Source organism: Streptomyces sp. TRM68367 (genome assembly GCF_014495685.1).
Lineage (GTDB): Bacteria > Actinomycetota > Actinomycetes > Streptomycetales > Streptomycetaceae > Streptomyces.
This window is the reverse complement of record NZ_JACTVI010000016.1, coordinates 31,924-57,115: the sequence shown is the minus strand read 5'-3', so window position 1 is coordinate 57,115 and position 25,192 is coordinate 31,924. Positions and strand designations below refer to the sequence as shown.

The window sequence follows — 25,192 nt, the reverse complement described above, 5'->3', positions numbered from 1 at the left end:
TTTCGGTCGGCGGCAGGGAAGTCGCTGGGTCGGTCGGGGTCGGCGGGGTCGGCGGGGTCGGTCGGAATCCGGGAGTCACGGCGGTCAGTCCTGTGCGCGCCCCGTGGTCACGCGGGCGATCATGAGGGCGACGAGGATGATCCCGCCGTAGATGGCCTGGATCCAGAAGGACGGCACCTGGGCGAGGGTGAGCAGGTTCTGTACGACGCCCAGGAGGAGGACGCCGGTGAGGGCGCCGAACATGGTGCCCTTGCCGCCGTCGAGGGCGATGCCGCCGATCACGGCCGCCGCGAACACGGTGAAGATCATGTTCTGGCCCTGGTTGGCGCTGATCGCGCCGACGTACCCGGTCTGCATGAGCCCGCCGACGGCGGCGAGGACGCCCGCGATGACGAACACGCCGAGCATGACGCGCTCGACCCGGATGCCGGCCGCTCGCGCCGCGTCCGCATTGCCGCCGATGGCGTACAGGGCGCGTCCGACGCGGTGGTACTTCAGCACCAGCCCGGCAATGGCGAAGGCCGCCGCGGCGAGCCACACCGACATCGGGACCGTCAGGAAGGTGGTGGTCGCCAGCGAGTAGAAGGCGTCCGGCATCCCGAACAGTGTCTTGCCCTTGGTCGCGCCGACGAGCAGTCCGCGCAGCACGATCAGCATCGCGAGCGTCACGATGAACGCGTTCAGCTTGAATTTCACGACGAGGATGCCGTTGAAGGCGCCGACGGCCGCGCCCGCGACGAGGATCGCGAGCAGGGCGAGGGCGGCGGGGAGTTCGGTGCCCCAGCCGGACTGGGCGGCCGGCAGCACCAGAAGGGCTCCCACGGCGGGTGCGATGCCGACGACGGATTCGAGGGACAGGTCGAACTTGCCGGTGATGAGCACCAGCGACTCGGCGAGCACGACCATCGCGAGGGCGGCCGAGGCGCCGAGGATGGAGATCAGGTTGCGCTCGGTGAGGAACGAGTCGTTGACCAGCGTGCCGAGCACCATGAGCAGCAACAGGGCCGGGACGAGGGCGAGTTCGCGGGCGCGGCGCAGCAGGACGGTCCGGGCCGACCGCGCGGCCGGGGTCTTGTCCGGCGCGAGCGGCGGGGCCGCCTCGGTGTCGGCCGTGTCCACTCCTTCAGCCATGGTCCACTCCTTCGATGGAGGCGATCAGCTCGTGGTCGCGCCAGCCCGCCGGGTGCTCGGCGACGACGCGACCGTGGAAGAGGACGAGGACGCGGTCGCAGCGCCTGAGGTCGTCGAGTTCGTCGGAGACGACGAGAACGGCGGTGCCGTCGTCGCGGGCGCTGTCCACGCGGGCGAGCAGGGACTCCTTGGACTTCACGTCGACGCCCGCGGTGGGGTTGATGAGCACCAGCAGCCGGGGGTCGGAGGCCAGGGCGCGGGCCATGACGACCTTCTGGGCGTTGCCGCCGGAGAGGTCGGAGACGGGCTGCTCGGGGCCCTCGGTGTGGATGTCGAGGCGTTCGATCAGCGCGGTGGCCACGCCGCGTTTGCGGTCGGTGCCGACGAAGCCGTGGCGGCCGAGCCGGTCCAGGACGCTCAGGGTGGCGTTGTCGCCGATGGTCATCCCGGCGACCAGGCCCTGTTCGTGCCGGTCGCGGGGCACGCAGCCGACACCGGACCGGAGGGCGGCCCGCACGTCCCCGAACGGCAGGGGGTCTCCGTCGAGGCGGGCCGCTCCCCTGTCCGGCGTGTACAGGCCCGCGAAGGACTCGGCCAGCTCGATCTTGCCGCTGGCGCTGGACCCGGCGAGTCCGACGACCTCACCGCGGCGGACGCTGAGGTCGACGTTCTCGTACGCCTGCGCGCTCAGGCCACGCACGTCGAGGAGGACAGGGGATGTGTCGACGACCCTTTCCTGTACGGCCTGTTCGGCGATCGCCTCCTGCTCGGCGACGGCCTCGCCCGCCATGGCCTGCACCAGCGCCTGGCGCGGGAGTTCGGCGACCGGTGCGGTGGTGATCCAGCGGGCGTCCCTGAGGACCGTGACGGTCTGGCAGACCTCGTAGACCTCCTGGAGGTGGTGCGAGATGAACAGGAAGGTGACGCCGGAGTCCTGGAGCGCCCGCATGCGGCTGAACAGCCGCTCGATCTCACGGTTGTCGAGCTGTGCGGTGGGCTCGTCGAGGATGATGAAGCGGGCACCGAAGCTGAGTGCCCGGGCGATCTCCACCATCTGCCGGTCCTCGACCTTGAGGTCGTCGGTGCGCGCCTCCGGGTCGACCCGCACGTCCCAGGTGTCGAGCAGCTCGGTGGCCTCGGACTGCAACCGGCGCCAGCTGATGAACCCGCGCCGCAGCGGCTGCCGGTTGATGAAGAGGTTCTCGGCGACGGTCAGCTCCGGGACGACCGTGGGGTGCTGGTACACGCAGGCCACCTTGCGGCGCCAGGCGTCGCGGTCGGCGAGCGGGGGCGCGGGGTCGCCGTCGAAGCGGACGGTGCCGCCGTCGGGTGCCTCAAGGCCGGTGAGGATGCGGACCAGGGTGGACTTGCCGGCGCCGTTGCGGCCGACGAGGGCGTGGGACTCGCCGGGGAGGACAGTGAGGCGGCCGTCGGCGAGGGCGGTGGTGGGGCCGTACCGCTTGACGACGTCGCGTGCCTCGGCGAGGGTTGTGATCACGGTCGTCCTCATTTGACCGTGTTGCCCCAGAGTTTGGGGTCGTCGACGTTGTCCTTGGTCACCAGCGGCGCGGGCAGCTGGTCCTCCAGGATGCCGCTGGGCAGCTTCACGATCGTGGAGTCGTGGTCCGTCGGGCCCGGCTTGAACGTCTTCCCCTCCATCGCCGCCTTGATGTAGTACATGCCGTACTTGGCGTAGGCGTCGGCGGGCTGGGAGACGGTCGCGTCGATCTCGCCCCTGCGGATGGCGTCGTACTCCTGCGGGATGCCGTCGTTGGAGACGATCGCGATGTGGCCGGGCTGACCGGCCTTCTTCAACATGCCCTTGGACTTCAGGGTCTGGAGGGTGGGTGCGAGGTAGACGCCGCCCGCCTGCAGGTAGATGCCCTTGATGTCCGGGTTGGCGTTGAGGAGGGTGTCCAGCTTGGAGGCCGCGGTGTCGGACTCCCACTTGGCCGGGATCTCCAGGACCCTCAGCTTGGGGAAGTTCTTCTTCACGCAGGCGCGGAACGCCTCGGAGCGGTCGCGGCCGTTGACCGAGGCGAGGTCGCCCATGATCTGCACGACCTTGCCGGAGGGGATCCGCTTGCCGAGATACTGGCAGGCCTTCTCGCCGTAGGCGACGTTGTTCGCCCGTACGACCATGGCGACCTTGCCCTTGTCCGGCGCCACGTCCACGGCGACAACCGGCACGCCCTTGCGCTCGGCCTGATCGAGTCCGGCCTCGATGGCGGCGCTGTCCAGCGGGGCGACGACCAGGCCCTTGACGCCCTGGTTGAGCTGGTTGTTGATGTCGGTGATCTGCTGCGAGGGATCGCTGTTGGAGTTGACGGTCTTCAGCGCGTCCACGCCTTCGGACTTGGCCATCTTGGGCACGTAGTCGTTGTACGACTGCCAGAACGGCGAAGTCAGCAGGGGCAGGATCACCCCGACCTTGCCGCTGCCGTCGCCGCCCCCGGCGCTCGCGGCGCCGGTGTCCTTGGTGCTGCCGCACGCGGCGAGCGCGAGGGAGGCGCCTGCGGCCAGGGCCACCGCGCCGACGATCCGGGACCTGTTCCGCTTCTTCCGCACTGTCCTGCCGGGCATCTGGCGGCTCCTCGTTGAGCGTGTTCGAGCTGGGTCTGGAGCAGAGTTCGAGCAGATGCCCGCATATTTATCAGACCACTTCCCCGGAACAACACCCTCGGACGGCAGATTTTCCGGTTCTGACCCATATTGGTCGGACCACTCCAGGGTTAGACTGCTGGCGCACCGGGCGACAGGAGGAACGGCGTGGACGAGACGGCCCCGCAGAAGGGCAGCGTGACGCAGCGCGCCATCGAGCAGATCAAGGCGATGATCGCCGAGGGCCGCCTGGAGCCGGGCCAGCGGCTGCCGACCGAGCGTGACCTGGCCGCGCAGCTGGGCATCTCCCGCAGCTCGATGCGGGAGGCGATCCGCGCGCTCACGGTGCTGGGCGTGCTGGAGGCCCGGCACGGCTCGGGTATCTACGTCACGCAGCTGGAGGCCGGCGACCTGCTGGAGACGTTCGGGGTCGTCGCCGACCTCTCCCGCGGCCCGCGCCTGGTCGAACTGCTGGAGGTGCGCCGCATCCTGGAGTCGACGGCGACCGCACTGGCCGCCGCGCGGATCACGCCGGACCAGCTCGCCGAGGTCGAGAAGCACCTGACGGCGATGAACGCCACCGACGACCCCGAGGAGATCCTCGCGCACGACCTGGCGTTCCACCGCGAGATCGCGGTCGCCGCCGGGAACGAGACGATGGCCGCGATCCTGGAGGGCCTGTCCTCGCGCACCTTCCGCGCCCGGGTCTGGCGCGGCTACCAGGAGGAGGGCGCCTTCGCCCGCACCCGCCGCGAGCACGCCGCGATCCACCGCGCCCTGGTCGCCCACGACCCGGAAGCGGCGCGGGCGGCGGCGGCCGCGCACGTGGGCGAGGTGGAGCAGTGGATGCGCAGTCGGCTCGCGCAGTAGGTGGCGCGTGGCTGCGCCGCCGACCCGGTCAGCTCACGCAGTAGGTAGCGCGTGGCGACGGGAACCGCGACACGAGAAGGCCCGCCGGGTGGTGCGGGCCCTCGCGCGTCGGCGGCGGCGTGGTCTACAACGCGCTGGTGGTGGCGCCCGGACTGGTCGACGCGGCGGCGGTGTTCGCGCCGGTCAGCTCGCGCGCAGCCGACAACTTCCAGCACTTCCAGCGCCGCGAGGGCGATGCCGTCGCCGACGACATCGAGGCCGCGCACGGCTCCCCCGAGGAGAACCCGAAGTTCTGGCGGGAGGCGTCACCCCTCACCTACGTCGACCGCGTCACCGAGCCCCTGCTGATCCACCACGGCGCCGCCGACGACACCTGCCCCATCGCCTGGACGCGCCGCACCGTCGCCGGGTTCGAGGCGGCGGGCAAGGACGTCCAGCTGAGGACGTACGAGGGCGAGGGCCACACGTTCGGCCCCCAGTGGCCGGAGTCGATGGACGCCACGACGGCCTTCTTCGAACGCCATCTGCGCTGAACCCACCGTTCGGCATCCGGCCACTGCTCCGGGGCCCTCGTCCGCCCCGGAAGGACCTGTGCGGCGGTCAGCAGGTCCGCCCGGTGCAGAACGCGCCGTCGATCTTGCCGGCGGATCCGAGCCAGGTCTTGCCCGGCGCCACCAACTTCTCGTAGTTCGGACCCCAGACCTCCACCGCGAGCGAGTGCGGTCCGTTGGGAACTCTCAGACCCGGGACCGGGACATCCCGAACTCCGCGATCCGTACGGCCCCTCGGGCCGCCGTCACCCGCACCCGCCACCGCCGCGCCCGCACGGGAGCTGCCAGCAGCAGGATCCGGCTCGCGCCGATCACGCCGGCCCGCGTCACCTCCGCCCAGCGGCCGTCGCGGAACGCCTCGACCACGAAGCCCTCCACCTGCTGCCCGTACCGGATGTCCTCCGCCCGCCGGATCCGGTCCGCCTCCAGGTCCGCGCCGAGGTCGACGGTGACCCGCCCCGGCGCCGCACTGGTCCGGCCGCCGCGCGCCAGGTCCTCGGGCAGCTCCCTGTCGACCCGCTCACGGAACTCCCGCAGCCGCGCCACGTCGGCGGCGGGCAGCAACCCGTCGGTATCCGGCGGGACGTTGAGCAGCAGCACGGAGTTGCGGCCCAGACCTCGTCGACGGGGCCGTACTCGGTGAGGACTTCGTAGAGCTGGTTGAGCACGTGGGCGCCGTAGTCGGTGGCAGGGAGGGTGAACGTGCGGCCCGGCACCCGGTCGTCGCCCTCGACCGGGTGCCGGGACCACGCGGTCTGTGCGGGCTGCCGTTGGCGTACAGGCCGTGCAGGTACTGGTTCTCGTCGCCCGGGGAGTAGACGCCGGTCTTGAGGCCGTACCGGCGCATGGAGTCGGCGAAGGATCTCAGCGAGTCCGAAGGCCGTGTACTACTCGACGGCGTGTCATCTCAGGCAGTGACGCCGGCCTCCGGACCCGTCAGGTAGGCGTCAGATCAGGGCAGCAAGACCCGCTCGTAGCGGAACGATGTCTTGCCGTTGGAGTCAGACATGATCCGGGAAGCCGTCGTTGCGCCGGTCCGCCTGGCCTCCAGCCGGATGGTCGTCGGTTTGTCGACCGTGATGCGCTCACTCATCGGTGCGGTTCTCTGGTTGTCGACGTAGACGCCTGGGGCGGGGACGGGTTCGCGCAGGTGGGCAACCAACCGGTCGCTGTCCGGCAGGGCTTTGCTGTCCGTGACGTTGTAGAGCTGGGCGGAGACCCAGGCGGTGACCGGGGGGACGGCGCCGACCAGCCCGCGGACGTCCAGGTCGAGGTCGTAGGTCCCGGCCTCGGGGAGCGTGACCTGCAGGCCGGTGCTGTGCCAGCTGTTTGGAGCGAGCGGCTGGAGGTCGAAGTTCGATGGCAGGTAGGCGATGCCTCCATGCGGTTCAGCGGCGACGACGGCGGGGCGGTGCGGTGCGGCTGCCGCGGCACTGACGGCGGCACCGGTAGCGGTGGCGGCAAGAAGGCTGGCCGCGATGACGGCAGCGATGCGTGTACGCAGATGTGGCATGGGTCCTCCCGGACAGAGCGCCATGAGCTGATGTGCCTTTGCAAAGATATGGGCGCCATATGGGTGCATATAGCCGCCGAATGGGTGAGGGGCGGCGCACAGGAGGTGATGTCCCGCGTGTGAGTACACACCCTTGTTCTGAACGCCCCTGAGCGCCCCCTTGCCACTCGTTCGGAGGAACACACGTCCCCTGGTCGATCAGGTCAACACCCACGGCTACGCACGCCGTTGATCGTGGTGCCCTCCCAGCCCGGGGCCTCCACGTGCAGCGGCTCCCCCCCAACCGCCACGGCGGACGCCACACGAACCCCTCGGCCGACGCAGACCGGTCCTGGTCGATGTACTGGCGCATGCGGGCGAGCGCGTCGTACCCGACCCAGGTCGTGCGGTCCTTCTTGCCCTTCGTCAGGGCCCGGCCCAGCGGGAACAGCATCGGCAGCGACGAGCGACGCAGCGGCAGCGGCAGCGGCAGCGGCAGCGGCAGCGGCAGCGGCAGCGGCAGCGGCGGCACCTCGTAGATCAGGCGGCAAGTCAGAGCAGTTGAGCAATTGGTCGGATGACCCTCGTGTCCAAGGACGACACTCTCGACGTACGGCCCGCTCCGGTGCACAGTTCTTCCTGACATACTCGCCAGTACGCCCGTCCCACCGCACCCCGAGGAGCCCGAGTGACCAGCTGGGTCGGCCGCACCGCCGTCGAGATAGCCGCCGCCGTACGCGAGAAGCGGGCCGAGCCCCGCGAGGTGGTGGCCGAGCACCTTGCCCGGATCGAGCGGCTCGACGACCGCGTCGGCGCCTTCCGCACGGTGCGGGCGGAGCGGGCGCTCGCCGAGGCGGACGAGGTGGCCGCCCGCGCCGACCTGACCGGACTCCCGCTGGCCGGGGTGCCCGTGGCCGTCAAGGACAACCTCCCCGTGCGCGGCGAGTCCCGGCGCCTGGGCACCACCGCCACGCCGGACACGCCCGCCGGGGAGGACCACGTGACCGTGGCCCGGCTGCGCGCGGCGGGCGCGGTGGTCGTGGGGCTCACGAACGTGCCGGAGCTGTGCGTCTTCGGCACCACGGAGGGCGTGCTGGGCACCACCCGCAACCCGTGGGACCTCTCCCGCCAGGCGGGCGGTTCCTCGGGCGGCAGCGCGGCCGCGGTCGCCGCCGGCATGGTGCCGATCGCACTCGGCAACGACGGCATGGGCTCGCTGCGCATACCCGCCGCCAACTGCGGCCTGGTCACCCTCAAACCGGGGCACGGCGTGGTCCCGGCGGGCATCAGCGACGGCGACTGGTTCGGCATGTCCGAGAACGGCCCGCTCGCGACCACGGTCGAGGACGCCCGCCTGCTGCTGTCCGTCCTCGCCGACGGTGAGGTCGTACGGCAGGACGCGCCCGGCATGCGCAGAATCGCCGTGTCGCTGCGCAGCCCCGTCGCCGGCGTCACCATCAGCAAGCCGTACGCCACCGCCGCGCGCGAGGCGGCCGGCGTGCTGATGAAGGCGGGCCACCAGGTACGGCGCGCCGACCCGCCCTACCCGGCGTCGCTGACCCTCACCTCGCTCGCCCACTGGACGGCGGGCACGGCCGTAGACGCCGACGGCCTGGACCCGCGGCGGCTGCCCCGGCGCACCCGGGTGCACGCCACCATCGGCCGCCGCTTCGTGAACACCGTGCGCACCGGCACCGCCCGCGAGGAGCTGCGCCGCCGCCTTGAGCCCTTCTTCGCCGAGTACGACGTCCTCCTCACGCCGACACTCGCCCGCCGCTCCCCCAAGGCCGCCGCCTGGCACGAACGGGGCTGGCTGCGCAACGTGCTGGCCAACTCCCAGTACTCGCCCCTGACACCCCCGTGGAACCTGACTGGCTGGCCCGCGATGTCCGTCCCGTTCGGCACCCTTCCCTCGGGCGCCCCGTGCGCGGTCCAGCTGGTGGGCCGTCCGGGGACGGAGGCGGAGCTGCTGGACCTGGCCGGGCAGCTGGAGCAGCGGCATCCGTGGCGGCGGACGGCACCGCTGGACTGAGCCGCCGGGCGGGAGCCGGACCGGATTGGCCCTAGGGGACGGGTGAGGGTCGGGTCGGGGTGTTCCCGGATCACGGTGGCGTGATCGCCGGGCCATGCTGGAAGTCCTGCGGGAGTCCGGCCCCCGCGGGGGTCCGGCAAGGAGGGGGAACCATGGCTTGGCCATTACGTGCGCCTCGTGCGTCACATGAGGGCGGCACCGCGCGCGAAGTCGGCACTGCGCGCGGGGCCGGCACCGCACGCTCCCGCGCCCTGGTGCGGGCCGCCGGCGCCGCCGCGTACGTCAACCTGTTCGCGTTGTCCGGGATCGCCACGGTGCTGGCCACCCGGGCCTTCCTGGCGCAGGCCGGCTACCCCAAGCTGGGCGGGGGCGGCGACAGTCATCTGCACATAACCCACATGCTGTGGGGCGGACTGCTGATGATGGCGGCGGTGCTCCTCGCGCTCTGCCTGATCGGACGGGCGGCCCGCAGGGTGGCCGCCGGGGTCGGAGGCGTGGGCTTCGGGCTCTTCATCGACGAGGTCGGCAAGCAGGTCACGGACGAGCCGGGCTACTTCTACCAGCCGGCCGCCGGCATCATCTACGCGAGCTTCGCCGCGCTGCTCGTCCTGACCCACCTGATACGCAGGCGGGCGGCCAAACCGCACACCTCACCGCCGAGCAGCGCACCACGAACGCCGCGGACCTCGCGCTGACCGGGGTCACCTCGGGGCTCACCGCCGATCAGCGGGAGACCGCCCTGCGGCTGGTCGGGACGTCGGAACGCGCCGTCGACCAGGCCCTGGTCCGGCTGCTCGTCACGGCGCCGGAGAGGGCGCCCGCCCGGCGTCCCTGGGCGACGATGCGCATGCAGACCCTGCGGCGGCTCGCCCGTACGCGCACGGCGATCGTCCTCGCTGTCCTGTGCGTGCTCACGGAGGCACTGACGCTCGCGATCTGGATCCCGGCGGACATCGTCAGCGGTGAGCCGGACCGCGACCCGCAGCAGGGCGCCGCCGTGGCCATCCTGCTCAGTGCCGTGGTGTCGCGGTGACCGACGCGAAAGCACTCTCCGCGCACCTGGTGCCCACCGGGCGGCGGCCCGTGATGGTGCGCGGGCCGGACATGGAGGCGCGCGGAGTCACAGAGCCCTGTACATGATGTGCAAGCCGACCAGGCCGTGCCGGGGATGGTCGAAGGCCTTCGGGACGGTGCCGAGGACGGTGAAGCCGAGGGAGGTCCACAGGCGTACGGCCGGGTTTGTCTCGACGACGGCGTTGAACACCATGCCCCGGTAGCCGGCGGTGCGGGCCTCGGCCAGGAGGTGTTCGGCGAGGGCCCGGCCGACGCCGCGGCCGCCGTGATCGGGATCGGCCACGAAGCCGGCGTTGGCGATGCGAGCGGCGGGGCCGCCGTAGTTGGGGGTGAGGTACGCGGAGGCGACGACCGTGCCGGTGTCGTCCTCGACGACGTAGACGCGTTTGGCCGGGGCCATCCACAGGGCGCGGGCCTGCTCCTCGGAGGTGTCCGGGTCCCAGGCGTAGGTCTCGCCGGCGGCGACGATGCGGTGCCAGAAGGGCCAGATGCGAGGCCAGTCGTCGGCCGTTGCTTGCCTGATCAGCATGGGCGTGAGTGTCGCACGCCCATGCCGTCGGCGATCGCGAAGGGGGTGCAGCGTGGAATCAGTCGACGCTGGGCAGGATGTGGGGCTCGGCGAGGTCGTCCTCGTAGCCCGCCAGGCGAATGGGGGCGGAGCGGGCCCACACGTCGAGGCTGCCGATCTCCTCGGGCCGGCGGCCCGCGCGCTCCGGGCGTTCCTTGGGGCGCTGTTCGCGATTCGTCTTCTCCGGTGTCACCGCGCACTCCTTATGTGTCGGTCACCCTCGGGACATCTCGACCCAGTTCTACGGCCTGGTGCCTGACGTCCGCTCGGGTCTGAGTCGAAAGCAGTTCGGACGCGGTGGCGCCGGTAACTCGTACGAGATCAGGCCGTTGTGTACCGGCTTGTCCCATGACGGACCATGGGTGTGGGTAGGACCCCGTACTGCTGTCCGTCGGCTCCCAGATTAACCAAATGAGCGGGGGCGCGCTCGATGGGGCTGAAAACATGGGTTAACTTTGCAAGTCGCCCGCATTCCCTGCCGTGAATTGCGCATCTCTGTTAAGTATCAGGGGATATGCGCTTCACTCGTACGGCGTAGCGCCGGATGGACGCCCTGTGACGCAGTTCAAGTGCCGTTGGCTGAATCGAAAGCTCACCATGATCTGCTGCCGTACGGCAACGGCTGTCTCGCGGGAGGACTGACGCATGGAGCTGCGCAGCGTCGAGGAGCTGATGGATCTGCTGTACGCCTGCCGGGGCACCCGGGACGCACCCGGCCCCGGCGGCACCCCGGTCGACGCGCACGATCACGCGCTGCGGACGGCCGCGCTGCTGCGCCGCAGCCGGCCCGCGGACAAGGAGCTGCAGGTGGCCGGTCTGGTGCGTCCCCTCGGGCAGCTGCTGGGCCCCGGCGACCCGGCGGGGCGCGCCGACCACGCGGCCGACGCGGTGCGGGCGCTGCTCGGTGAGCGGGTCTCCGCCCTGGTGCGCGGGTACGCCCCGGCCGACGACGACCTGCTCCTGCTCCGCCAGGCGGACGTGGAGGGCCGCCTCGCCGGGTTCGACGCGGGGGTGCCGGAGGACTGGCGCACCGTGCTGGAACTGCTCGCGGCCCGCAACTCCCGCCTCGGGGCTGTTGACTGACGGTTCGTCATGAGACGGTACGCCGGTGATGGCGTCGTACGGGCTCGAGGGCAGGGCCGCGGTGGTGACCGGGGCCACGCGCGGGATCGGGCGCGCCGTGGCAGCGGCACTGGCCGCGGCGGGGGCACGGGTGTGCGTGACCGCGCGGGACGCCGGCGCGGTGCGGCGCACGGCGAGGGAGCTGGACGGTGTCGGGCTCGCGGGGGACGTCGCCGACCCGGATCATCCGCGTGAGGTGACGGAGCTGGCGCTGCGCGCGTTCGGGCGGATCGACATCGTGGTGAACAACGCGGCGACCAACCAGCCGTACGGGCCGCTCATGGACGCCGATCCCGAGGCGTGGCGTACGGCGTTCGCGGTGAACGTGGAGGCGCCGCTGAGGCTGGTGCAGTGCGCGTGGCGGGCGTGGCTGGCCGAGCACGGCGGCGCGGTGGTCAACGTGTGCACGGAGGGAGCGGGGCACGTCGGCCCGAACGTGGGCGCGTACGGCACGAGCAAGGCGGCGCTGCTGCATCTGACCCGGCAGCTGGCGGGAGAGCTGGCGCCCCGGGTGCGGGTGAACTCCGTCTCCCCCGGCCTGGTCCGCACCGAGATGGCACGCTTCGTGTGGGAGCCGGGCGAGCGCGAGGTGGCGGCCGGGCTGCCGCTCGGGCGGATCGGGGAGCCGGAGGATGTCGCGCGGGCGGTGCTGTGGCTGGCGTCGGACGCGGCCGATTGGGTGACGGGGGCGGACCTGCTGGTGGACGGCGGGACACGGGTGCGGGCCGCGAACACCTCGGGGGCGTACACGGTGCACGAGCGGCTGCGGACGCAGGCGCCCTGAGCCCGGCGCATGCACGTCCGCGGTGCCCGAGGTCACGTCGGCAACGCGGTGCCCTCCGGCAGGGCGACAGGCCCGCGGGCGGACCTGCCTGGGATCGAACCACGAAGAACACATGACCTGCGCACCGGGCACTCCGGCGCTCGCGCATCACGGTAGGCCGACGCCCTGCCGACGAACCAGCGGACAACCGGCCTCACCACTTGCCCGGCGCGTAGTCCTTCAGGAAGACGCCGTACAGGTCCTCGCCCGCCTCGCCGCGCACGATCGGGTCGTACACCCGGGCCGCGCCGTCGATCAGGTCGAGCGGGGCGTGGAAGCCGGCCTCGGCGAGGCGGACCTTGTCGGGGTGCGGGCGTTCGTCGGTGATCCAGCCGGTGTCGACGGCCGTCATCAGGATGCGGTCCTTGTCGAACATCTCCTGGGCGCTGGTGCGCGTGAGCATGTTCAGGGCGGCCTTGGCCATGTTGGTGTGCGGGTGCCCTGCGCCCTTGTAGCCGCGGGCGAAGACGCCCTCCATGGCGGAGACGTTGACGATGTAGGTGCGGCGGGCCGTGGCGGCGGCCATGGCCGGGCGCAGGCGGCTGATGAGGAGGAACGGAGCCGTCGAGTTGCACAGCTGGACCTCCAGCAGCTCGACCGGCGTGACCTCCTCGACCGTCTGCACCCAGCTGTTGCTGTCGTGCAGGTCGGGGACGAGCCCGCCCGCGTCGATCGCCGTACCGGCCGCGATGCGCTCCAGGGACGCGGAGCCGGAGACGAGCGCGAGGTCGGTGACGTCCCGGGCGGTCAAGGCGCCGCCCCCGGCCACGGGCAGCGCGGCGACCGCGCCGGAGCCGAAGGTGCCGATCACCTCGGCGGCGGGCAGTTCACCGGCGGGCAGCGGGGCGGACTCTGCGGCGGCCAGCTCGCTGTAGGCCTGCGGGGAGCGCCGCACGGTCTGGGCCGCGTTGTTGATCAGGATGTCCAGCGGGCCCGCGGCGGCCACCGAGTCGGCCAGGGACACGACCTGTGCGGGATCGCGCAGGTCGATGCCGACGATCTTCAGGCGGTGGATCCAGTCGTCGCTGTCGGGCTGGGCCCTGAAGCGGCGGACGGCGTCGTTCGGGAACCGCGTGGTGATGGTGGTGTGGGCGCCGTCGCGCAGCAGCCTGAGCGCGATGTACATGCCGATCTTGGCACGGCCGCCGGTGAGCAGCGCCCGCTTGCCGGTGAGGTCGGTGCGGGCCTCGCGCCGGGCGCGGTTCTCGGCGGCGCACTTCTGGCAGAGCTGGTGGTAGAAGTAGTCGACCTCGACGTAGCGGGTCTTGCAGATGTAGCAGGAGCGCGGGCGCTGGAGTACGCCCGCGATCCTGCCCGGCTCGATCTTCGACGAGGGCAGGATGCCCTCGGTCTCGTCGTCGACGCGCTCGGCGGAGCCGGTGGCGGTGGCCTCGGTGACCGCCTTGTCGTGGGCGGTCTTGGCGGCCCGGCGCTGCTGGCGGCGGCGCTGCTTGACGCTGCGGTAGATGTGCGAGGTGGCCCGGCGTACCTTGATCGCGTCGGGGTGGTCCACGTCCAGCTTGTCTAGTTCTTCGAGCACGCTGAGGCAGACGGCCAGGCGCTCGGGGGCGATGCCGGGACCGTACGCGGGCGCAGTCACCTCGTCCGTGGTCTGCGGGCCGTCCTCTGTCACCGTCATCGCCGTTGCCGTTTCCCTGCTCGTGCGCCGCCGCGCTCTGCTCGCGTCGGCTGTCGAACCGGGGATTTTACGGAGCGCCGGGCCGTGCCGCCAAACCCGTCCCGTCAGGGGCCGCAGGCTGTGAGCAGCGTCTCCACCTCCTCGGACACGGCCCGGGCGAGCCGGCCGAGGTCCGGTACGGCCTCTCCGTCGGCGACCAGCCCGTAGTGGACGCGCCCGCGGTACGTCGAGATCGCCACCGCCAGGGACTGGCCGCGGGCCAGCGGAGCGAAGGGGTAGACCTCGGCGAGCGGGTGGCCGCCGAGCTTCAGGCCGAGGCTGGGCAGCGGGACGCTGGTGACGAGGATGTCGAACCAGAGCCGCGCGGCCTGGCCGACCAGGGGTCCGCCGAGCCGGTGGCCGAGCGCCGGGACGTGATCGGCGAGCAGCGCGACGGCGCCCGCGCCCCGGTTGGGGCCGGCGTCCTTGTTGCGGTCCATGGCCGTACGGACGGTCTCCAGGCGCCCCAGCGGGTCGGGGTCGCCGACGGGGAGCCGTATCAGGTAGCCCGACAGCCGGTTGCCCTGTGGGTGGGCGGTGCGCGGACGGCGTTTGGAGACGGGGATCAGGGCGCGGGGCGCCACACCCGCGCTGCCGTCGCCGCGCTCGTCGAGCCAGCGGCGCAGGGCACCCGCGACGACCGCGATCAGGACGTCGTTGACGGTGCCGCCCTCGGACTTGCGGATGCGCTGCACGTCGTCGAGGTCGACGGCCACACCGGCGGTGCGGCGGGTGCCGGAGGGCTCGCAGGTGAGCGCGGCCGAGGAGCGCACGCCCAGGGTGGAGCGGGCGACTGAGGCGCCGATGTCGAGGGCCCGGCCCGCGTCGGACAGGGCGCCGCGGACCAGCCCCGGCAGCCTGCGCACGTCCGGCAGCAGCCCGCGCGGGGGCTCTTCGCGGCGGGGGCGGGGCGCGGGCATGTCCATCGGGTCGAGGATCGCGGCGGCCAGGGTCAGCGCCCGCAGCCCGTCGGCGAGGGCATGGTGGAACTTGAACAGCACGGCGAAGGACATGCCGTCCTCGCCGGGCAGCACATGGGCCTCCCACGGCGGGCGGCTGCGCTCCAGCGGGCGTTCCATGAGCCGTCCGGCCGCCGTGTGGAAGTCGTCGGCCGGGGCGTGCAGCCGGACGTGGTTCAGGGGGTCGAAGCCCGGGTCGGGCTCGCGCGCGGCGCCGCCGAAGGCGGGCGGGAAGGTCAGCGGCAGGGCGAGCGGCTGCCACACGTCCCGGATGCGCATCCTGAGGCCGGAAACGGCGGCGGCGCGGGCCGCCAGCAGGTCCGCCGCGTGGGCGCCCGCGGCGGGCGAGTGGGCCGTGAAGATCCCGAGCGCGCCGAGGTGCATCGGGTGCTCGGCGGACTCGATGTTCCAGAACGCCAGGTCGAGGGGAGCGAGCAGGTCAGCAGTCAAGGGCTTGCCTCGCGTCGACGATGGGTGGATCAGCAGTCAAACGTGGGTAAGCGATTACGGTCAAGTACGATCAAGCTACGCACAGTTAACAGCAGATTAAGTCCCGCCGCCGTCCCGCCGCTCCGCAGGAGGGCCCGGGAGAGGCGGGACTCATGGGGCGCATGGGTCACATCGGCGCAGGTGGTGGCGTGCTCTGTGGTGAGGTTCCCCACTCCGACGGGCGCGGGCCGACCGGTGGGCCGGCCCGCTTGCCGCACGGGGTCAGCGCGACCCAGCCGGGCAGCCCGCCGGGGTCGCCCGGGAGGCGTCGCGGATCAGCGCCTCGTGGGCGGCGGCCGCCCGCAGCCGTGCCGGGTCCGGCTTCAGCACCTTGCGATCGTTAGGTGAGCCGAGGGCCACCCTTCGGCGCCGCCGCTGACCGCGAGTCCTGCCATGCGGCGTGGATCCGTTCCGGTGGTGGGCCCCCTGGTCGAGCGGAGCCGAGACCTCGGGGGAGGTCGACGGCGGTGTCGGCGAGGAGGCTGGTGGTGTGCGAGACCTGCTCGCCCGACTCCGGATACCTCGCGAGGAGCAGCCGGGGTCTACGGCACCTGCTGCCCCTTGCCCAGCGCGATCACGCCGCCCTTGGACACCGTGTACAGCGCCTCGTCCCGCTCGGGGTTGACGCCGATCGTCGCGCCCGGCGGCACCTCGACGTTCTTGTCCAGGACCGCGCCACGCACCACCGCGCCCCGCCCGATGTGCACGTTGTCGTGCAGCACCGACCCCTGCACGACGGCCCCCGGGTCGACCACCACGCCCGGTGAGAGCACCGACCGGGTGACCTGGCCGCGGATCAGGCAGCCCGCGCTGATGATGGACTCGCTGGCGATGCCGCCGGCGTTGAAGCGGGCCGGAGAGAGCTGGTAGGAGTGCGTGTAGATGGGCCAACTGGTGTTGTAGAGATTGAACTTGGGACGCTCGGCGATGAGGTCCATGTGAGCCTCGTAGTAGGCGTCCAGGGTGCCGACGTCGCGCCAGTAGCCCTGGTCCCGGGTGGTCTCGCCGGGCACGTGGCCGGAGCTGAAGTCGTACAGCTGCGCCTCGCCGCGCTCGGTGAGCTGCGGCAGGATCGAGCCGCCCATGTCGTGCACGGAGTTCTCGTCCTCGGCGTCCCGCTGGAGCGCCTCGATGAGGGCCTTGGTGGTGAAGATGTAGTTGCCCATCGACGCGAACACGGACCCGGGGTCGTCGGCGAGGCCGGGCACGTCGGCGGGCTTCTCCAGGAACTGCTCGACGGTCTGGCCGTCCGTGCCGGGCGTGATCACGCCGAAGGACGACGACTCCGTGCGCGGCACGCGGATCCCGGCCACCGTCACGCCCGCCCCGCTGTCGATGTGCTGGGCGAGCATCTGGCGCGGGTCCATGCGGTAGACGTGGTCGGCGCCGAACACGGCGACGTACTCCGGCCGCTCGTCGTAGATCAGGTTGAGTGACTGCAGGATCGCGTCGGCGCTGCCCAGGTACCAGCGCGGGCCGAGGCGCTGCTGGGCCGGGACGGGGGTGACGTAGTTGCCGAGCAGGCTGGACATCCGCCAGGTGGTGGTGATGTGCCGGTCCAGCGAGTGCGACTTGTACTGGGTGAGCACGCAGATGCGCAGGATGTCGCCGTTGACGAGGTTGGACAGGACGAAGTCGACGAGGCGATACGTTCCGCCGAATGTGACCGCGGGTTTCGCCCGGTCCGCGGTCAGGGGCATCAGGCGTTTGCCCTCGCCGCCTGCCAGGACGATACCGAGCACCGAAGGACCACCACGACGCATGGCCGCTCCCCTCACACCGTTGATCCATGCCTGCCCCTGAGCAGGGCCGACTAAGCGAGAATCTCCTCGCGTCCTACGTCTGTTTGAGGATCTCCTCGTAGAGCCGGACCGTGCGGCGGGCGACCGCGTCCCAGCCGAACTGGCCGACCGCTCGTTCCCGGCCGGTCTCGCCCATCCGCTGGGCCGCCTCCGGGTCGCCGAGTATCTCGTTCAGCGCCCGCGCGAGGCCCGCCTCGAAGGTCTCGGAGGCGCCGTCGTCATCGTTCACGTCCACGAGCAGCCCCGTCTTGCCGTCGTCCACGACCTCGGGGATGCCGCCCACCCGGGAGGCCACGACGGGTGTGCCGCAGGCCATCGCCTCCAGGTTCACGATGCCCAGCGGCTCGTACACCGAGGGGCAGACGAACACCGCGGCATGCGTCAGGAGCTGGATCACCTCGGGACGCGGCAGCATCTGCGGGATCCAGTGCACGTGCTCGCGCACCCGGCTCAGCTCGTCGAACAGGTCGCGGAACTCGCGGTCGATCTCCGGGGTGTCCGGGGCGCCCGCGCACAGCACGACCTGGGCGGCCGGGTCGAGGTCCCGCACGGCGCGCAGCAGGTGGGGCACGCCCTTCTGGCGGGTGATGCGGCCGACGAACAGGACGTACGGGCGGGCGAGGTCGAGGCCGATGCGGCGCAGGACGTCGGTGCCGTGGTCGGGCTGGTACAGGCCGGTGTCGATGCCGTTGTGCACGACGTGCACCCTGGCGGGGTCCAGCGCCGGGTAGCAGCCCAGGATGTCCTCGCGCATGGCGCCGGAGACCGCGATCACCGCGTCGGCAGCCTCGATCGCGGTGCGCTCGGCCCAGCTGGACAGGGTGTATCCGCCGCCGAGCTGCTCGGCCTTCCAGGGGCGCAGGGGCTCCAGGGAGTGGGCGGTCATCACGTGCGGGATGCCGTACAGAAGCTTGGCCATGTGGCCGCCGAGGTTGGCGTACCAGGTGTGGGAGTGGACGAGCTCGCGGCCTTCGAGGGCGGCGGCCATGGCGAGGTCCACGGAGAAGGTGCGCAGCGCGTCGTTGGCGGTGTCGAGCGCGCTCCAGGGCCGGTGCCGCTGCACGCCCGGTGCGCGGCCCTCGCCCCAGCAGTGCACGTCGAGGTCGACGAGGGGGACGAGCTCCCGGGCGAGGAACTCGACGTGGACGCCCGCGCCGCCGTACACGTCCGGGGGATACTCCCGGGTCAACAGTCCCACACGCACCCGGAACCCCCTGTCTCGTGGTTGATCCCTCTCATGGTCACCCAGATGCGGCGCGCGGGGAAGACCGCGGGGGTCGTGGGAAGCAACAGTCGCCGCAGACGCCTCCGCCCGGCACGCGGTAGTACAGGCAGCAGCTGCGGCGCCGGAAGGCGGTGCCGGTGAGGGTGCCGGTTCCGGCCAGCCGGGGGTGGGCGAGGAGATCGGCGCTCAGGGAGCGGGCCCGGGCGGCGGCGTCCGTACGGCCGTGCGCCCGCGCCCAGCCGTCGAGCTGCCGGGCGGCGCCAGCGAGCGCGGAGGCCGCGTTGCCCCACAGCAGGCCGGAGGCGAGGCGGTAGCGGACGCGCAGGGTGGCCGTGAGCGGTTCGAGGTGATCGTCCAGCACGGTGCCGGCCAGCGTCGCCGCGTCGCCGGGCAGGGGCCGGACGCCGGACAGCCACAGGTCGTCAGGAGCGCCGGCGTCGGGGTCCCAGTGCAGCAGCCGCGGACCGAGGTCCGGTACGCGGCCATACAGGGCGGCGCACCCGAGCGCCACCGACCACAGGCGGGCCGCGAGCCCCTGGTGGGCCACAGACGCCGCGACACGCGGTTCCGGCGCGCGGAGGGCGTCCGCTACCTTGCCGACACGAAAAGCGATGGAATCGCCATAACGTTCCGATTCCGCTCCCTCGTAGGCCTGCGCGAGGGCCGGCAGCGGGCCGCGCAGGGCTCCTGTCGTGCCATGGGGTGCTCCTGCCGTGCCTGGGACCGTTCGCAGGACGAAGAAGCCGCCGAGCGGGCGGAGGGCGGCGAGATCGGGGTCGAGGTCCACGAAGAGCAGTAGTACCAAGCCCGGCGGAATACCGGAGCAGGAGGTGGCCGGTCGTCGTCCCCCCTCCAGGGGAGGAGGTACGAGGCGTCGTACTCCATCGGCGGTACGACGTATTGACTGCTCAGGGACGACGACGGGAAGAACCGGACGCGGCATCGTGTTGGTTTATGAAAGCCGACCGTTCGCCGCGCCGGATCAGGCAGGGTCCTGTGACCGGGCCTCGCCCCCGCCTCCCGCAGAGGAGCAGCCGATGAGCGCCCTCGCGTTGTCCGTCCTGGTCTCGCTCGTCTCCGCGGTCGCGTACGCGGGCGGGGCGATCGTGCAGGAGCGGGTCGCGGTGTCCTCGCCCGGCGAACACTACGCGCCGCTGCACCGGCCGGCCTGGTGGGCGGCGGTGGCGCTCATCGGGCTCGGCGGACTGCTGCACGTGGTCGCGCTCGCCTACGGCCCGCTCAGCCTGGTCCAGCCGCTGGGCGCCCTGACCATCGTGTTCGCGCTGCCGATGGCGGCGCTGATCGTGGGCCGCAGGGCGGGCGCGACGGCCTGGCGGGGCGCGATCATGGCGACGGTGGGCCTGGCGGGTCTGCTGTCGCTGGTCGCCGCGTCCGACGCGCGGTCGCTCGACTCCGCCCAGCGGGTGGCCGTGGGCCTGGTCAGCGGCGGCCTGGTCGTGGCGCTGATGGTCGCGGGCCGGGCGGCGCACCGGCATCCAGCGGTGCGCAGCATGCTGCTCGCGACGGCGTCCGGTATCGCCTTCGGCATGTCCTCGGTGTTCACCAAGACGGTCGCGGTCGACTGGACCGGCGGCGTGTCGGCCGCGGACCTGCCGTCCCTGGCCGCGATCGGCGTGTTCGCCACGGCCGGACTGCTGCTGTCGCAGGCCTCCTACCGCGGTGCCGGTCTCGCGGCCCCGCTGGCCACGCTGACGGTGGTGAACCCGGTGGTGGCGGCCGTGGTCGGCATCACGATGTTCGGCGAGACCTTCCGCTACGGCACGACGGGCACGGCGCTCGCCCTGAGCTGCGGGGTCGTGGCGGCCGGTGGACTGATCCTGCTGACGACCGAGCGGATCGCCCGGACGCAGGCGGAGCCGGCGGACGCCGCTCTCGTAGGCGCGGAAGGCGTGCCGACGGGATCGGGCAGGCAAGCGCGGTTCGCGGCGGAGGGCGTCGTGCCGGAGCGGGTGCCGGTGCCCCGGGGCGGACTCGCCGTCGAGGCGCGAATCGCAGGCTCGGCGACGGTCGGGGACCTGCTCGCCGGGCTGCCCCAGCGGCAGGTCACCGCGCTGCGCGAGGACGCGCTCGTGCCGTCTCCCGCTCACGAGGGCGCGGAGCCGCCGGACACCGACGGCTCCGCGTACTCCTACGGACCCTTGTACGGCGGCCCGTACGTCCCCTTACCGGTCCTTGACCGGCATCGCGAAGGAGTCACATCCTGACGCCGCCGGCCCTCAGGTAGGCCACCGGGTCGATGTCCGATCCGAAACCGGGCCCCGTCCGCACCTCGAAGTGCAGATGCGGGCCCGTGCTGTTGCCGGTGGAGCCCGAGCGGGCGATGCGCTGGCCGGCGCCCACGGTCTGGCCGGTCTTCACAGAGATCGCCGACAGGTGGGCGTACTGGGTGTAGCGGCCGTCGTCGTGCCGGATCACCACTTCGTAGCCGTACGAACCGCCCCAGCCGGCGCTGACGACGCGGCCCGCCGCGGCCGCCTTCACGGAGGTTCCGGTGGGCACGGCGAAGTCGACGCCGGTGTGGTAGCCCTTCGACCAGGCGGAGCCCGCCTGGCGGTACGGCGTGCCGACGGAGGCGCTGACCGGGGCCACGAGAAAGTCACGTGCCCTCGTCGTACCCCTGTCGCTGCGGTCCGAGGACGCCCGGTCGGTGGACTTCCGCTGTTCGGTCCGCTGCTCGGCCTTCCTCTCGGTCTTCCTCTCGGTCTTCTGCTCGGTTTTCTCCGCCTTGTTGCCGGTCTTGTTCCCGCCCTTCTGCGGTGTCCTGTGCGAAGCCTTTTCCGGCCCGCCGCGCAGGTCGAGGTGCTGACCGGGCACGATCAGGTCGGGGTCCGCTCCTATGGTCGACCGGTTGGCGTCGTACAGGCCCCGCCAGCCGCCCTCGACCCGCTGGTCCGACGCGATGCCGGAGAGCGTGTCGCCGCGCACCACCGTGTACATCTCGGCCCTGCCCGCCCGGGACTGGGGCGTCTTCTGCGGCTGCACGTCCTGCACGGTGGTCCTGCCGGACTTCTTCTCGTCCTTGGTGGAGGTCCCGGCGGGACGCATGCCGGGCGTTTCGCCGCCCCGGGAGAGTCCGGCCCGGACCGAGCACGCCGGCCAGGCGCCGGGTCCCTGTCCGTCCAGCACCTTCCCGGCCACGGCGATCTGCTGGTCCTTCGTGGCCAGATCCGCGCGCGGCGCGTACCGCGTACCGCCGTACGCCTCCCAGGTGGACTGGGTGAACTGCAGCCCGCCGTAGAACCCGTTGCCGGTGTTGATGTTCCAGTCGTTGCTGGACTCGCACGCGGCGACCTTGTTCCAGGTGTCCGCATCGGCTGCCTGGGCGGTGCCGGTGCCGACGAACGGGAGGGCTATTCCGGCCCCGCCCGCGGTGACGGTGAGTGAGGCGCGGTTGATCCTGTTCGGCTGATACCGGCGGTGCCGACCGCGTACGGCCATGAAGAAGCCCCCCTCGACATGCGTCAGGAGGGGCAAAAGTAAGCGCTGCGAACAGGCCAGGACAAGGCGGCAATCGGCCGCTTGGTGACACCAATTGGCGAGGAGTCGGCCTCTGTTGCGCATGTGCGCCGCATGCGCCGGGCGGGCGACGTCCGCGCCGTTCGCGGGCCGCCGGGTCGGCTGAGTACCGCGCGGCCCTTTGCGCGTATCTGCCTGCGCGACGCCGCGCCACGCGATGTGCGGGCGGCTCGGCGGCACGTCAGGACGGTCGAGGGGCAATACTGGCGGGCACGGCACCACCGATACCGAGGCAACTAGGAGCCCACCCCATGAGCACAAAAGCGCAGATCGGCGTCACAGGTCTGGCGGTCATGGGCCGCAATCTCGCGCGCAACTTCGCCCGCAACGGCTACCCGGTCGCGGTGCACAACCGGACTCCAGCGCGCACCCGCACCCTGGTCGAGGAGTTCGGGAGCGAGGGCGAGTTCATTGCGGCCGAGACCGCCAAGGACTTCGTGGCGGCGCTGGAGCGCCCGCGCCGTCTGGTCGTCATGGTGAAGGCCGGTGAGCCGACCGACGCGGTGATCCAGGAGTTCGCCCCGCTGCTGGAGCCCGGTGACATGATCATCGACGGCGGCAACGCGCACTTCGCCGACACCCGGCGCCGGGAGCGTGAACTGCGCGAGAAGGGCATCCACTTCGTCGGCATGGGCGTCTCGGGCGGCGAGGAGGGCGCGCTCAACGGGCCCAGCATCATGCCGGGCGGCCCGAAGGAGTCGTACGACTCGCTGGGCCCGATGCTGGAGAAGATCTCCGCGAAGGCGGCGGACGGGGCCCCGTGTGTGACGCACGTCGGTCCGGACGGCGCGGGGCACTTCGTGAAGATGGTGCACAACGGCATCGAGTACGCCGACATGCAGCTGATCGGCGAGGCGTACCAGCTGCTGCGCAATGTCGCCGGGTACGAGCCCGCGCAGATCGCGGAGATCTTCCGCACGTGGAACACCGGGCGGCTGGACTCCTACCTGATCGAGATCACGGCCGAGGTGCTGTCGCACGTGGACGCGGCGACGGGCAAGCCGTTCGTGGACGTGGTGGTGGACCAGGCGGAGCAGAAGGGCACGGGGCGGTGGACCGTGCAGATCGCGCTCGACCTGGGTGTCCCGGTGTCGGGCATCGCGGAGGCCGTCTTCGCGCGGTCGCTTTCGGGGCACGCGGGGCTGCGGGACGCGTCCCGCGGGCTGGCCGGGCCGAAGGCGGCGCCGCTGAGCGAGGCGGAGGCGGGGGTCTTTGCCGACCGGGTCGAGCAGGCGCTGTACGCGTCGAAGATCGTGTCGTACACGCAGGGGTTCCACGAGATCGACGCGGCGCGGGAGGAGTACGGCTGGGACATCGACCTCGGTGCGGTGTCCGCGATCTGGCGTGGCGGGTGCATCATCCGGGCCGCGTTCCTGGACCGGATCCGGGCCGCGTACGACTCGCGGCCGGATCTGCCGAGTCTGCTGTCGGACGAGACGTTCGCCTCGGAGATCGCGGCGGCGCAGGACGACTGGCGTGAGGTGCTGATCGCGGCGGTGCGGCAGGGGGTGCCGACGCCGGGGTTCGCTGCGGCGCTGGCCTACTACGACGCGTTGCGTGCGGAGCGGTTGCCTGCGGCGCTTACGCAGGGGCAGCGGGACTTCTTTGGGGCGCACACGTATCGGAGGGTGGACCGGGAGGGGTCGTTCCACACGTTGTGGGGTGGGGAGCGGGCGGAAGTGTCCGCCTAAGCCTAAGAGCTCGGGGGGTCCGTTGTAGTGCGGGTGCCCATTGTTTGTGGCTTGTCGCGCAGTTCCCCGCGCCCCGTTGGGGCGCGGGGCGGTGGTCGGTGAATCAGGTGAGGGGTGGGCCCGGTTCGGGGCTTGGTGGGGGTTCTGGGCCCGGGGGGATGGGGGACGGGTCGGGGTCCGGGACCGGGCGGGGGCCCGGGGGTGGGGGTTGCGGAGTCGGGGCCGGGCCTGGGCCCGGGGGTGGTTCGGGGGGTGGGACCGGGCTCGGGGGTGGTGGTTCCGGGTGGCTGGGGTCCGGGCCCGGTGTCGGACCCGGAGGGACGGGGTCCGGGTGAGGGTTGGTCATGTTGTCCTCCGGCCAGTCGGTCGACCTGGGCTCTGGACTACTCCCCCGCGTACCCGGCGGCGGCGCCGGCAGTCACCCCACCGCATGACGTACGGGGCCCAGGTGGCCCTACGGGAGGCGGGCCGCCGCTGCCCCGGCCGCAAGGCCCGGGCGGGGGCTGGAAAGCACCGGGGTCGTGGTCGCCGTCAGGTCCTGGGCCGGGGTCATGGAGGCCTGGGCCAGGACGATCGCGTCGGCGTCGGTGACCGCGTCGGCCGCCGCCGCGACCAGGCGGGCGCAGCCCTCGGTGTCCCCCGCCTCGAAGCGGGCCCAGGCGCCCTCGACGAGGCGGGTGCGCACCTCGGCGGCGCGGCCGGCGCGGCGGGCCTCCTCCTCGACCAGGGCGACCGTCGGGGCGAACGTGCTCTCCACGGTGGTGAGAACGACGACGCGCGGGCCGTCGGCCACCGCCGCGGCCGCCATCGGACGGTCGACGCGCAGCACGGGGACCCCGGCCCCGGCTCCGGTCTCCTCCGCGACGCCGCCGATCGTCGAGCAGGTGCACAGCACGGCCCGGGCCCCCTCGACGACGGCCTGGCGCACCGCTGCGCGCACGTCGTCCGCGACCGCCTCGGGGCCTGCCTCGCGGGCGCGGTCCAGCAGTTCCTCGTCGACCATGTGGCGCAGCGTCAGGCCCGGGTGGTCCTTGTCGCGCAGGGCGTCGAAGACCGGGATGTGGGCGGGTGAGGTGTGCAGGAGCGCGAGCATGCGGCCGACGATACCGCCGCCGGGCGGGCAGGACGGTCGAGCGGTCCAGGAGCCGTCAGGTGGGCGGGCCAGGCAGTCAGGGAGTCCGGAAGCCGGACCGCCCGCCGTCAGAAGCGTTCCGGATGTGCCTTCAGCCAGTCCTTCGCCGCGCGCAGCAGTTCCGGGTCGGCGGCGGGGGCCTGGTCGGGGTGGCGTTCGGCCCACCTGACGACGTACGGGCACAGCGGGGCCACCGCGATGCCCTCCCGCGCGGCGAGGGCGTACAGCTCGCGGGCGAGTGAGCCCGCGATGCCCTGTCCCTCGTGGGCCGGCTCGACGATCGTGTGGACGGGGACCAGGGCGTGTCCGGGGGCGTCGAGGACGAAGTACTCGACGCGGCCGACGACTTCGCCGTCGGACACCGCCTCCAGGCGGCCCGCCGCCCGGTCGTCCCGGATGTCGATCTCGCTCATGG

26 protein-coding genes are annotated in these 25,192 nt (G+C 72.2%); 10 read left to right on the top strand and 16 right to left on the bottom strand.

Annotation, left to right across the window (positions count from 1 at the left end; genetic code table 11):
• Positions 1-84: 84 nt before the first annotated feature.
• From H8R17_RS13810 to H8R17_RS13800, 3 genes are read right to left on the bottom strand one after another with little or no spacing between them, the layout of a single operon-like run.
• A complete protein-coding gene (locus H8R17_RS13810) occupies positions 85-1,131 on the bottom strand; it encodes an ABC transporter permease (protein ID WP_187823464.1) in 1,047 nt (348 codons plus the stop codon).
• The gene (locus tag H8R17_RS13805) at positions 1,124-2,641 is read right to left on the bottom strand and encodes a sugar ABC transporter ATP-binding protein (protein ID WP_187823463.1); all 1,518 of its coding nucleotides are present in this window, start codon (positions 2,639-2,641) and stop codon (positions 1,124-1,126) included. The genes H8R17_RS13810 and H8R17_RS13805 overlap by 8 nt, the downstream gene beginning before the upstream one ends.
• On the bottom strand, positions 2,638-3,714 hold the full coding sequence (locus H8R17_RS13800) for a sugar ABC transporter substrate-binding protein (protein ID WP_187823462.1): 1,077 nt from the start codon (positions 3,712-3,714) through the stop codon (positions 2,638-2,640). The genes H8R17_RS13805 and H8R17_RS13800 overlap by 4 nt, the downstream gene beginning before the upstream one ends.
• 186 nt (positions 3,715-3,900) lie before the next feature.
• Here H8R17_RS13800 and H8R17_RS13795 point away from each other — a divergent pair, with 186 nt between their 5' ends.
• Together H8R17_RS13795 and H8R17_RS13790 are read left to right on the top strand one after the other, a co-directional pair.
• Positions 3,901-4,602: a FadR/GntR family transcriptional regulator gene (locus H8R17_RS13795; RefSeq protein ID WP_187823461.1), complete on the top strand. Its 702-nt coding sequence runs from the start codon at positions 3,901-3,903 to the stop codon at positions 4,600-4,602.
• A gap of 119 nt (positions 4,603-4,721) precedes the next feature.
• Positions 4,722-5,135, top strand: coding sequence for a prolyl oligopeptidase family serine peptidase (locus tag H8R17_RS13790; RefSeq protein WP_187823460.1), 414 nt, complete (start codon positions 4,722-4,724; stop codon positions 5,133-5,135).
• Between the two features lie 67 nt (positions 5,136-5,202).
• Here H8R17_RS13790 and H8R17_RS45680 read toward each other — a convergent pair whose 3' ends face one another.
• The 3 genes from H8R17_RS45680 to H8R17_RS13780 form a co-directional block, all read right to left on the bottom strand.
• The gene (locus H8R17_RS45680; protein ID WP_316959393.1) at positions 5,203-5,310 is read right to left on the bottom strand and encodes a DUF6355 family natural product biosynthesis protein; all 108 of its coding nucleotides are present in this window, start codon (positions 5,308-5,310) and stop codon (positions 5,203-5,205) included.
• A 29-nt stretch (positions 5,311-5,339) separates the two neighbouring features.
• Complete coding sequence (locus H8R17_RS46670; RefSeq protein ID WP_262505233.1) at positions 5,340-5,753, bottom strand: hypothetical protein; 414 nt, start codon at positions 5,751-5,753, stop codon at positions 5,340-5,342.
• A 352-nt stretch (positions 5,754-6,105) separates the two neighbouring features.
• On the bottom strand, positions 6,106-6,666 hold the full coding sequence (locus H8R17_RS13780; RefSeq protein WP_187823459.1) for a hypothetical protein: 561 nt from the start codon (positions 6,664-6,666) through the stop codon (positions 6,106-6,108).
• 263 nt (positions 6,667-6,929) lie between these two features.
• Here H8R17_RS13780 and H8R17_RS13775 point away from each other — a divergent pair, with 263 nt between their 5' ends.
• The 4 genes from H8R17_RS13775 to H8R17_RS13760 all read left to right on the top strand — a co-directional run bounded on the left by H8R17_RS13775 (position 6,930) and on the right by H8R17_RS13760 (position 9,710).
• On the top strand, positions 6,930-7,184 hold the full coding sequence (locus H8R17_RS13775; protein WP_187823458.1) for a hypothetical protein: 255 nt from the start codon (positions 6,930-6,932) through the stop codon (positions 7,182-7,184).
• Positions 7,185-7,333: 149 nt separating this feature from the next.
• The gene (locus tag H8R17_RS13770) at positions 7,334-8,677 is read left to right on the top strand and encodes an amidase (RefSeq protein ID WP_187823457.1); all 1,344 of its coding nucleotides are present in this window, start codon (positions 7,334-7,336) and stop codon (positions 8,675-8,677) included.
• A 152-nt stretch (positions 8,678-8,829) separates the two neighbouring features.
• Positions 8,830-9,372 (top strand): hypothetical protein, encoded by a 543-nt coding sequence (locus H8R17_RS13765; RefSeq protein WP_187823456.1) that lies wholly within the window; start codon positions 8,830-8,832, stop codon positions 9,370-9,372.
• A 146-nt stretch (positions 9,373-9,518) separates the two neighbouring features.
• Complete coding sequence (locus tag H8R17_RS13760) at positions 9,519-9,710, top strand: hypothetical protein (protein WP_187823455.1); 192 nt, start codon at positions 9,519-9,521, stop codon at positions 9,708-9,710.
• Positions 9,711-9,797: 87 nt separating this feature from the next.
• On the opposite strand, the gene H8R17_RS13755 is transcribed toward H8R17_RS13760, so the two are convergent.
• The gene (locus H8R17_RS13755) at positions 9,798-10,280 is read right to left on the bottom strand and encodes a GNAT family N-acetyltransferase (RefSeq protein ID WP_187823454.1); all 483 of its coding nucleotides are present in this window, start codon (positions 10,278-10,280) and stop codon (positions 9,798-9,800) included.
• A 58-nt stretch (positions 10,281-10,338) separates the two neighbouring features.
• The gene (locus H8R17_RS13750; RefSeq protein WP_187823453.1) at positions 10,339-10,512 is read right to left on the bottom strand and encodes a hypothetical protein; all 174 of its coding nucleotides are present in this window, start codon (positions 10,510-10,512) and stop codon (positions 10,339-10,341) included.
• Positions 10,513-10,964: 452 nt separating this feature from the next.
• Here H8R17_RS13750 and H8R17_RS13745 point away from each other — a divergent pair, with 452 nt between their 5' ends.
• Entirely contained in the window at positions 10,965-11,402 is a 438-nt protein-coding gene (locus H8R17_RS13745) for a hypothetical protein (protein ID WP_187823452.1), read from the top strand.
• A gap of 25 nt (positions 11,403-11,427) precedes the next feature.
• Positions 11,428-12,225 carry an SDR family oxidoreductase gene (locus tag H8R17_RS13740; protein WP_187823451.1) on the top strand — a complete coding sequence of 266 codons (798 nt, stop codon included), beginning with the start codon at positions 11,428-11,430 and terminating at the stop codon, positions 12,223-12,225.
• Positions 12,226-12,418: 193 nt separating this feature from the next.
• Here H8R17_RS13740 and H8R17_RS13735 read toward each other — a convergent pair whose 3' ends face one another.
• From H8R17_RS13735 to H8R17_RS13715, 5 genes are all read right to left on the bottom strand, one after another.
• On the bottom strand, positions 12,419-13,903 hold the full coding sequence (locus H8R17_RS13735) for an SDR family NAD(P)-dependent oxidoreductase (RefSeq protein WP_187823450.1): 1,485 nt from the start codon (positions 13,901-13,903) through the stop codon (positions 12,419-12,421).
• A 104-nt stretch (positions 13,904-14,007) separates the two neighbouring features.
• The gene (locus H8R17_RS13730) at positions 14,008-15,351 is read right to left on the bottom strand and encodes a wax ester/triacylglycerol synthase family O-acyltransferase (RefSeq protein ID WP_187823449.1); all 1,344 of its coding nucleotides are present in this window, start codon (positions 15,349-15,351) and stop codon (positions 14,008-14,010) included.
• A gap of 581 nt (positions 15,352-15,932) precedes the next feature.
• Positions 15,933-17,153 (bottom strand): glucose-1-phosphate adenylyltransferase, encoded by a 1,221-nt coding sequence (gene glgC / locus H8R17_RS13725; RefSeq protein ID WP_187823448.1) that lies wholly within the window; start codon positions 17,151-17,153, stop codon positions 15,933-15,935.
• 73 nt (positions 17,154-17,226) lie between these two features.
• Entirely contained in the window at positions 17,227-18,396 is a 1,170-nt protein-coding gene (gene glgA, locus H8R17_RS13720; RefSeq protein ID WP_187823447.1) for a glycogen synthase, read from the bottom strand.
• A gap of 37 nt (positions 18,397-18,433) precedes the next feature.
• Entirely contained in the window at positions 18,434-19,222 is a 789-nt protein-coding gene (locus tag H8R17_RS13715; protein WP_262505232.1) for a (2Fe-2S)-binding protein, read from the bottom strand.
• A gap of 232 nt (positions 19,223-19,454) precedes the next feature.
• Between H8R17_RS13715 and H8R17_RS13710 the strand changes: the two genes are divergently transcribed.
• Positions 19,455-20,642, top strand: coding sequence for a DMT family transporter (locus tag H8R17_RS13710; protein WP_187823446.1), 1,188 nt, complete (start codon positions 19,455-19,457; stop codon positions 20,640-20,642).
• On the opposite strand, the gene H8R17_RS13705 is transcribed toward H8R17_RS13710, so the two are convergent.
• On the bottom strand, positions 20,632-21,876 hold the full coding sequence (locus H8R17_RS13705) for a peptidoglycan DD-metalloendopeptidase family protein (protein WP_187823445.1): 1,245 nt from the start codon (positions 21,874-21,876) through the stop codon (positions 20,632-20,634). The two genes, H8R17_RS13710 and H8R17_RS13705, sit on opposite strands and share 11 nt — an antisense overlap.
• Before the next feature lie 329 nt (positions 21,877-22,205).
• Between H8R17_RS13705 and gndA the strand changes: the two genes are divergently transcribed.
• A complete protein-coding gene (gndA, locus tag H8R17_RS13700) occupies positions 22,206-23,645 on the top strand; it encodes an NADP-dependent phosphogluconate dehydrogenase (RefSeq protein WP_187823444.1) in 1,440 nt (479 codons plus the stop codon).
• Positions 23,646-24,099: 454 nt separating this feature from the next.
• On the opposite strand, the gene H8R17_RS13695 is transcribed toward gndA, so the two are convergent.
• Both H8R17_RS13695 and H8R17_RS13690 read right to left on the bottom strand, forming a co-directional pair.
• A complete protein-coding gene (locus tag H8R17_RS13695) occupies positions 24,100-24,738 on the bottom strand; it encodes an aspartate/glutamate racemase family protein (protein ID WP_187823443.1) in 639 nt (212 codons plus the stop codon).
• Between the two features lie 107 nt (positions 24,739-24,845).
• Positions 24,846-25,190, bottom strand: coding sequence for a GNAT family N-acetyltransferase (locus H8R17_RS13690; RefSeq protein ID WP_187823442.1), 345 nt, complete (start codon positions 25,188-25,190; stop codon positions 24,846-24,848).
• Positions 25,191-25,192: the final 2 nt, after the last annotated feature.

What these genes read in the sequence shown, in the direction of transcription:
- H8R17_RS13810 (WP_187823464.1), bottom strand. Translation starts at nt 1,131, where the DNA reads ATGGCTGAAGGAGTGGACACGGCCGACACCGAGGCGGCCCCGCCGCTC.
- H8R17_RS13805 (WP_187823463.1), bottom strand. Translation starts at nt 2,641, where the DNA reads ATGAGGACGACCGTGATCACAACCCTCGCCGAGGCACGCGACGTCGTC.
- H8R17_RS13800 (WP_187823462.1), bottom strand. Translation starts at nt 3,714, where the DNA reads ATGCCCGGCAGGACAGTGCGGAAGAAGCGGAACAGGTCCCGGATCGTC.
- H8R17_RS13780 (WP_187823459.1), bottom strand. Translation starts at nt 6,666, where the DNA reads ATGCCACATCTGCGTACACGCATCGCTGCCGTCATCGCGGCCAGCCTT.
- H8R17_RS13765 (WP_187823456.1), top strand. Translation starts at nt 8,830, where the DNA reads ATGGCTTGGCCATTACGTGCGCCTCGTGCGTCACATGAGGGCGGCACC.
- H8R17_RS13760 (WP_187823455.1), top strand. Translation starts at nt 9,519, where the DNA reads ATGCGCATGCAGACCCTGCGGCGGCTCGCCCGTACGCGCACGGCGATC.
- H8R17_RS13755 (WP_187823454.1), bottom strand. Translation starts at nt 10,280, where the DNA reads ATGCTGATCAGGCAAGCAACGGCCGACGACTGGCCTCGCATCTGGCCC.
- H8R17_RS13745 (WP_187823452.1), top strand. Translation starts at nt 10,965, where the DNA reads ATGGAGCTGCGCAGCGTCGAGGAGCTGATGGATCTGCTGTACGCCTGC.
- H8R17_RS13735 (WP_187823450.1), bottom strand. Translation starts at nt 13,903, where the DNA reads ATGACGGTGACAGAGGACGGCCCGCAGACCACGGACGAGGTGACTGCG.
- glgC (WP_187823448.1), bottom strand. Translation starts at nt 17,153, where the DNA reads ATGCGTCGTGGTGGTCCTTCGGTGCTCGGTATCGTCCTGGCAGGCGGC.
- H8R17_RS13710 (WP_187823446.1), top strand. Translation starts at nt 19,455, where the DNA reads ATGAGCGCCCTCGCGTTGTCCGTCCTGGTCTCGCTCGTCTCCGCGGTC.
- H8R17_RS13705 (WP_187823445.1), bottom strand. Translation starts at nt 21,876, where the DNA reads ATGGCCGTACGCGGTCGGCACCGCCGGTATCAGCCGAACAGGATCAAC.
- gndA (WP_187823444.1), top strand. Translation starts at nt 22,206, where the DNA reads ATGAGCACAAAAGCGCAGATCGGCGTCACAGGTCTGGCGGTCATGGGC.
- H8R17_RS13695 (WP_187823443.1), bottom strand. Translation starts at nt 24,738, where the DNA reads ATGCTCGCGCTCCTGCACACCTCACCCGCCCACATCCCGGTCTTCGAC.
- H8R17_RS13690 (WP_187823442.1), bottom strand. Translation starts at nt 25,190, where the DNA reads ATGAGCGAGATCGACATCCGGGACGACCGGGCGGCGGGCCGCCTGGAG.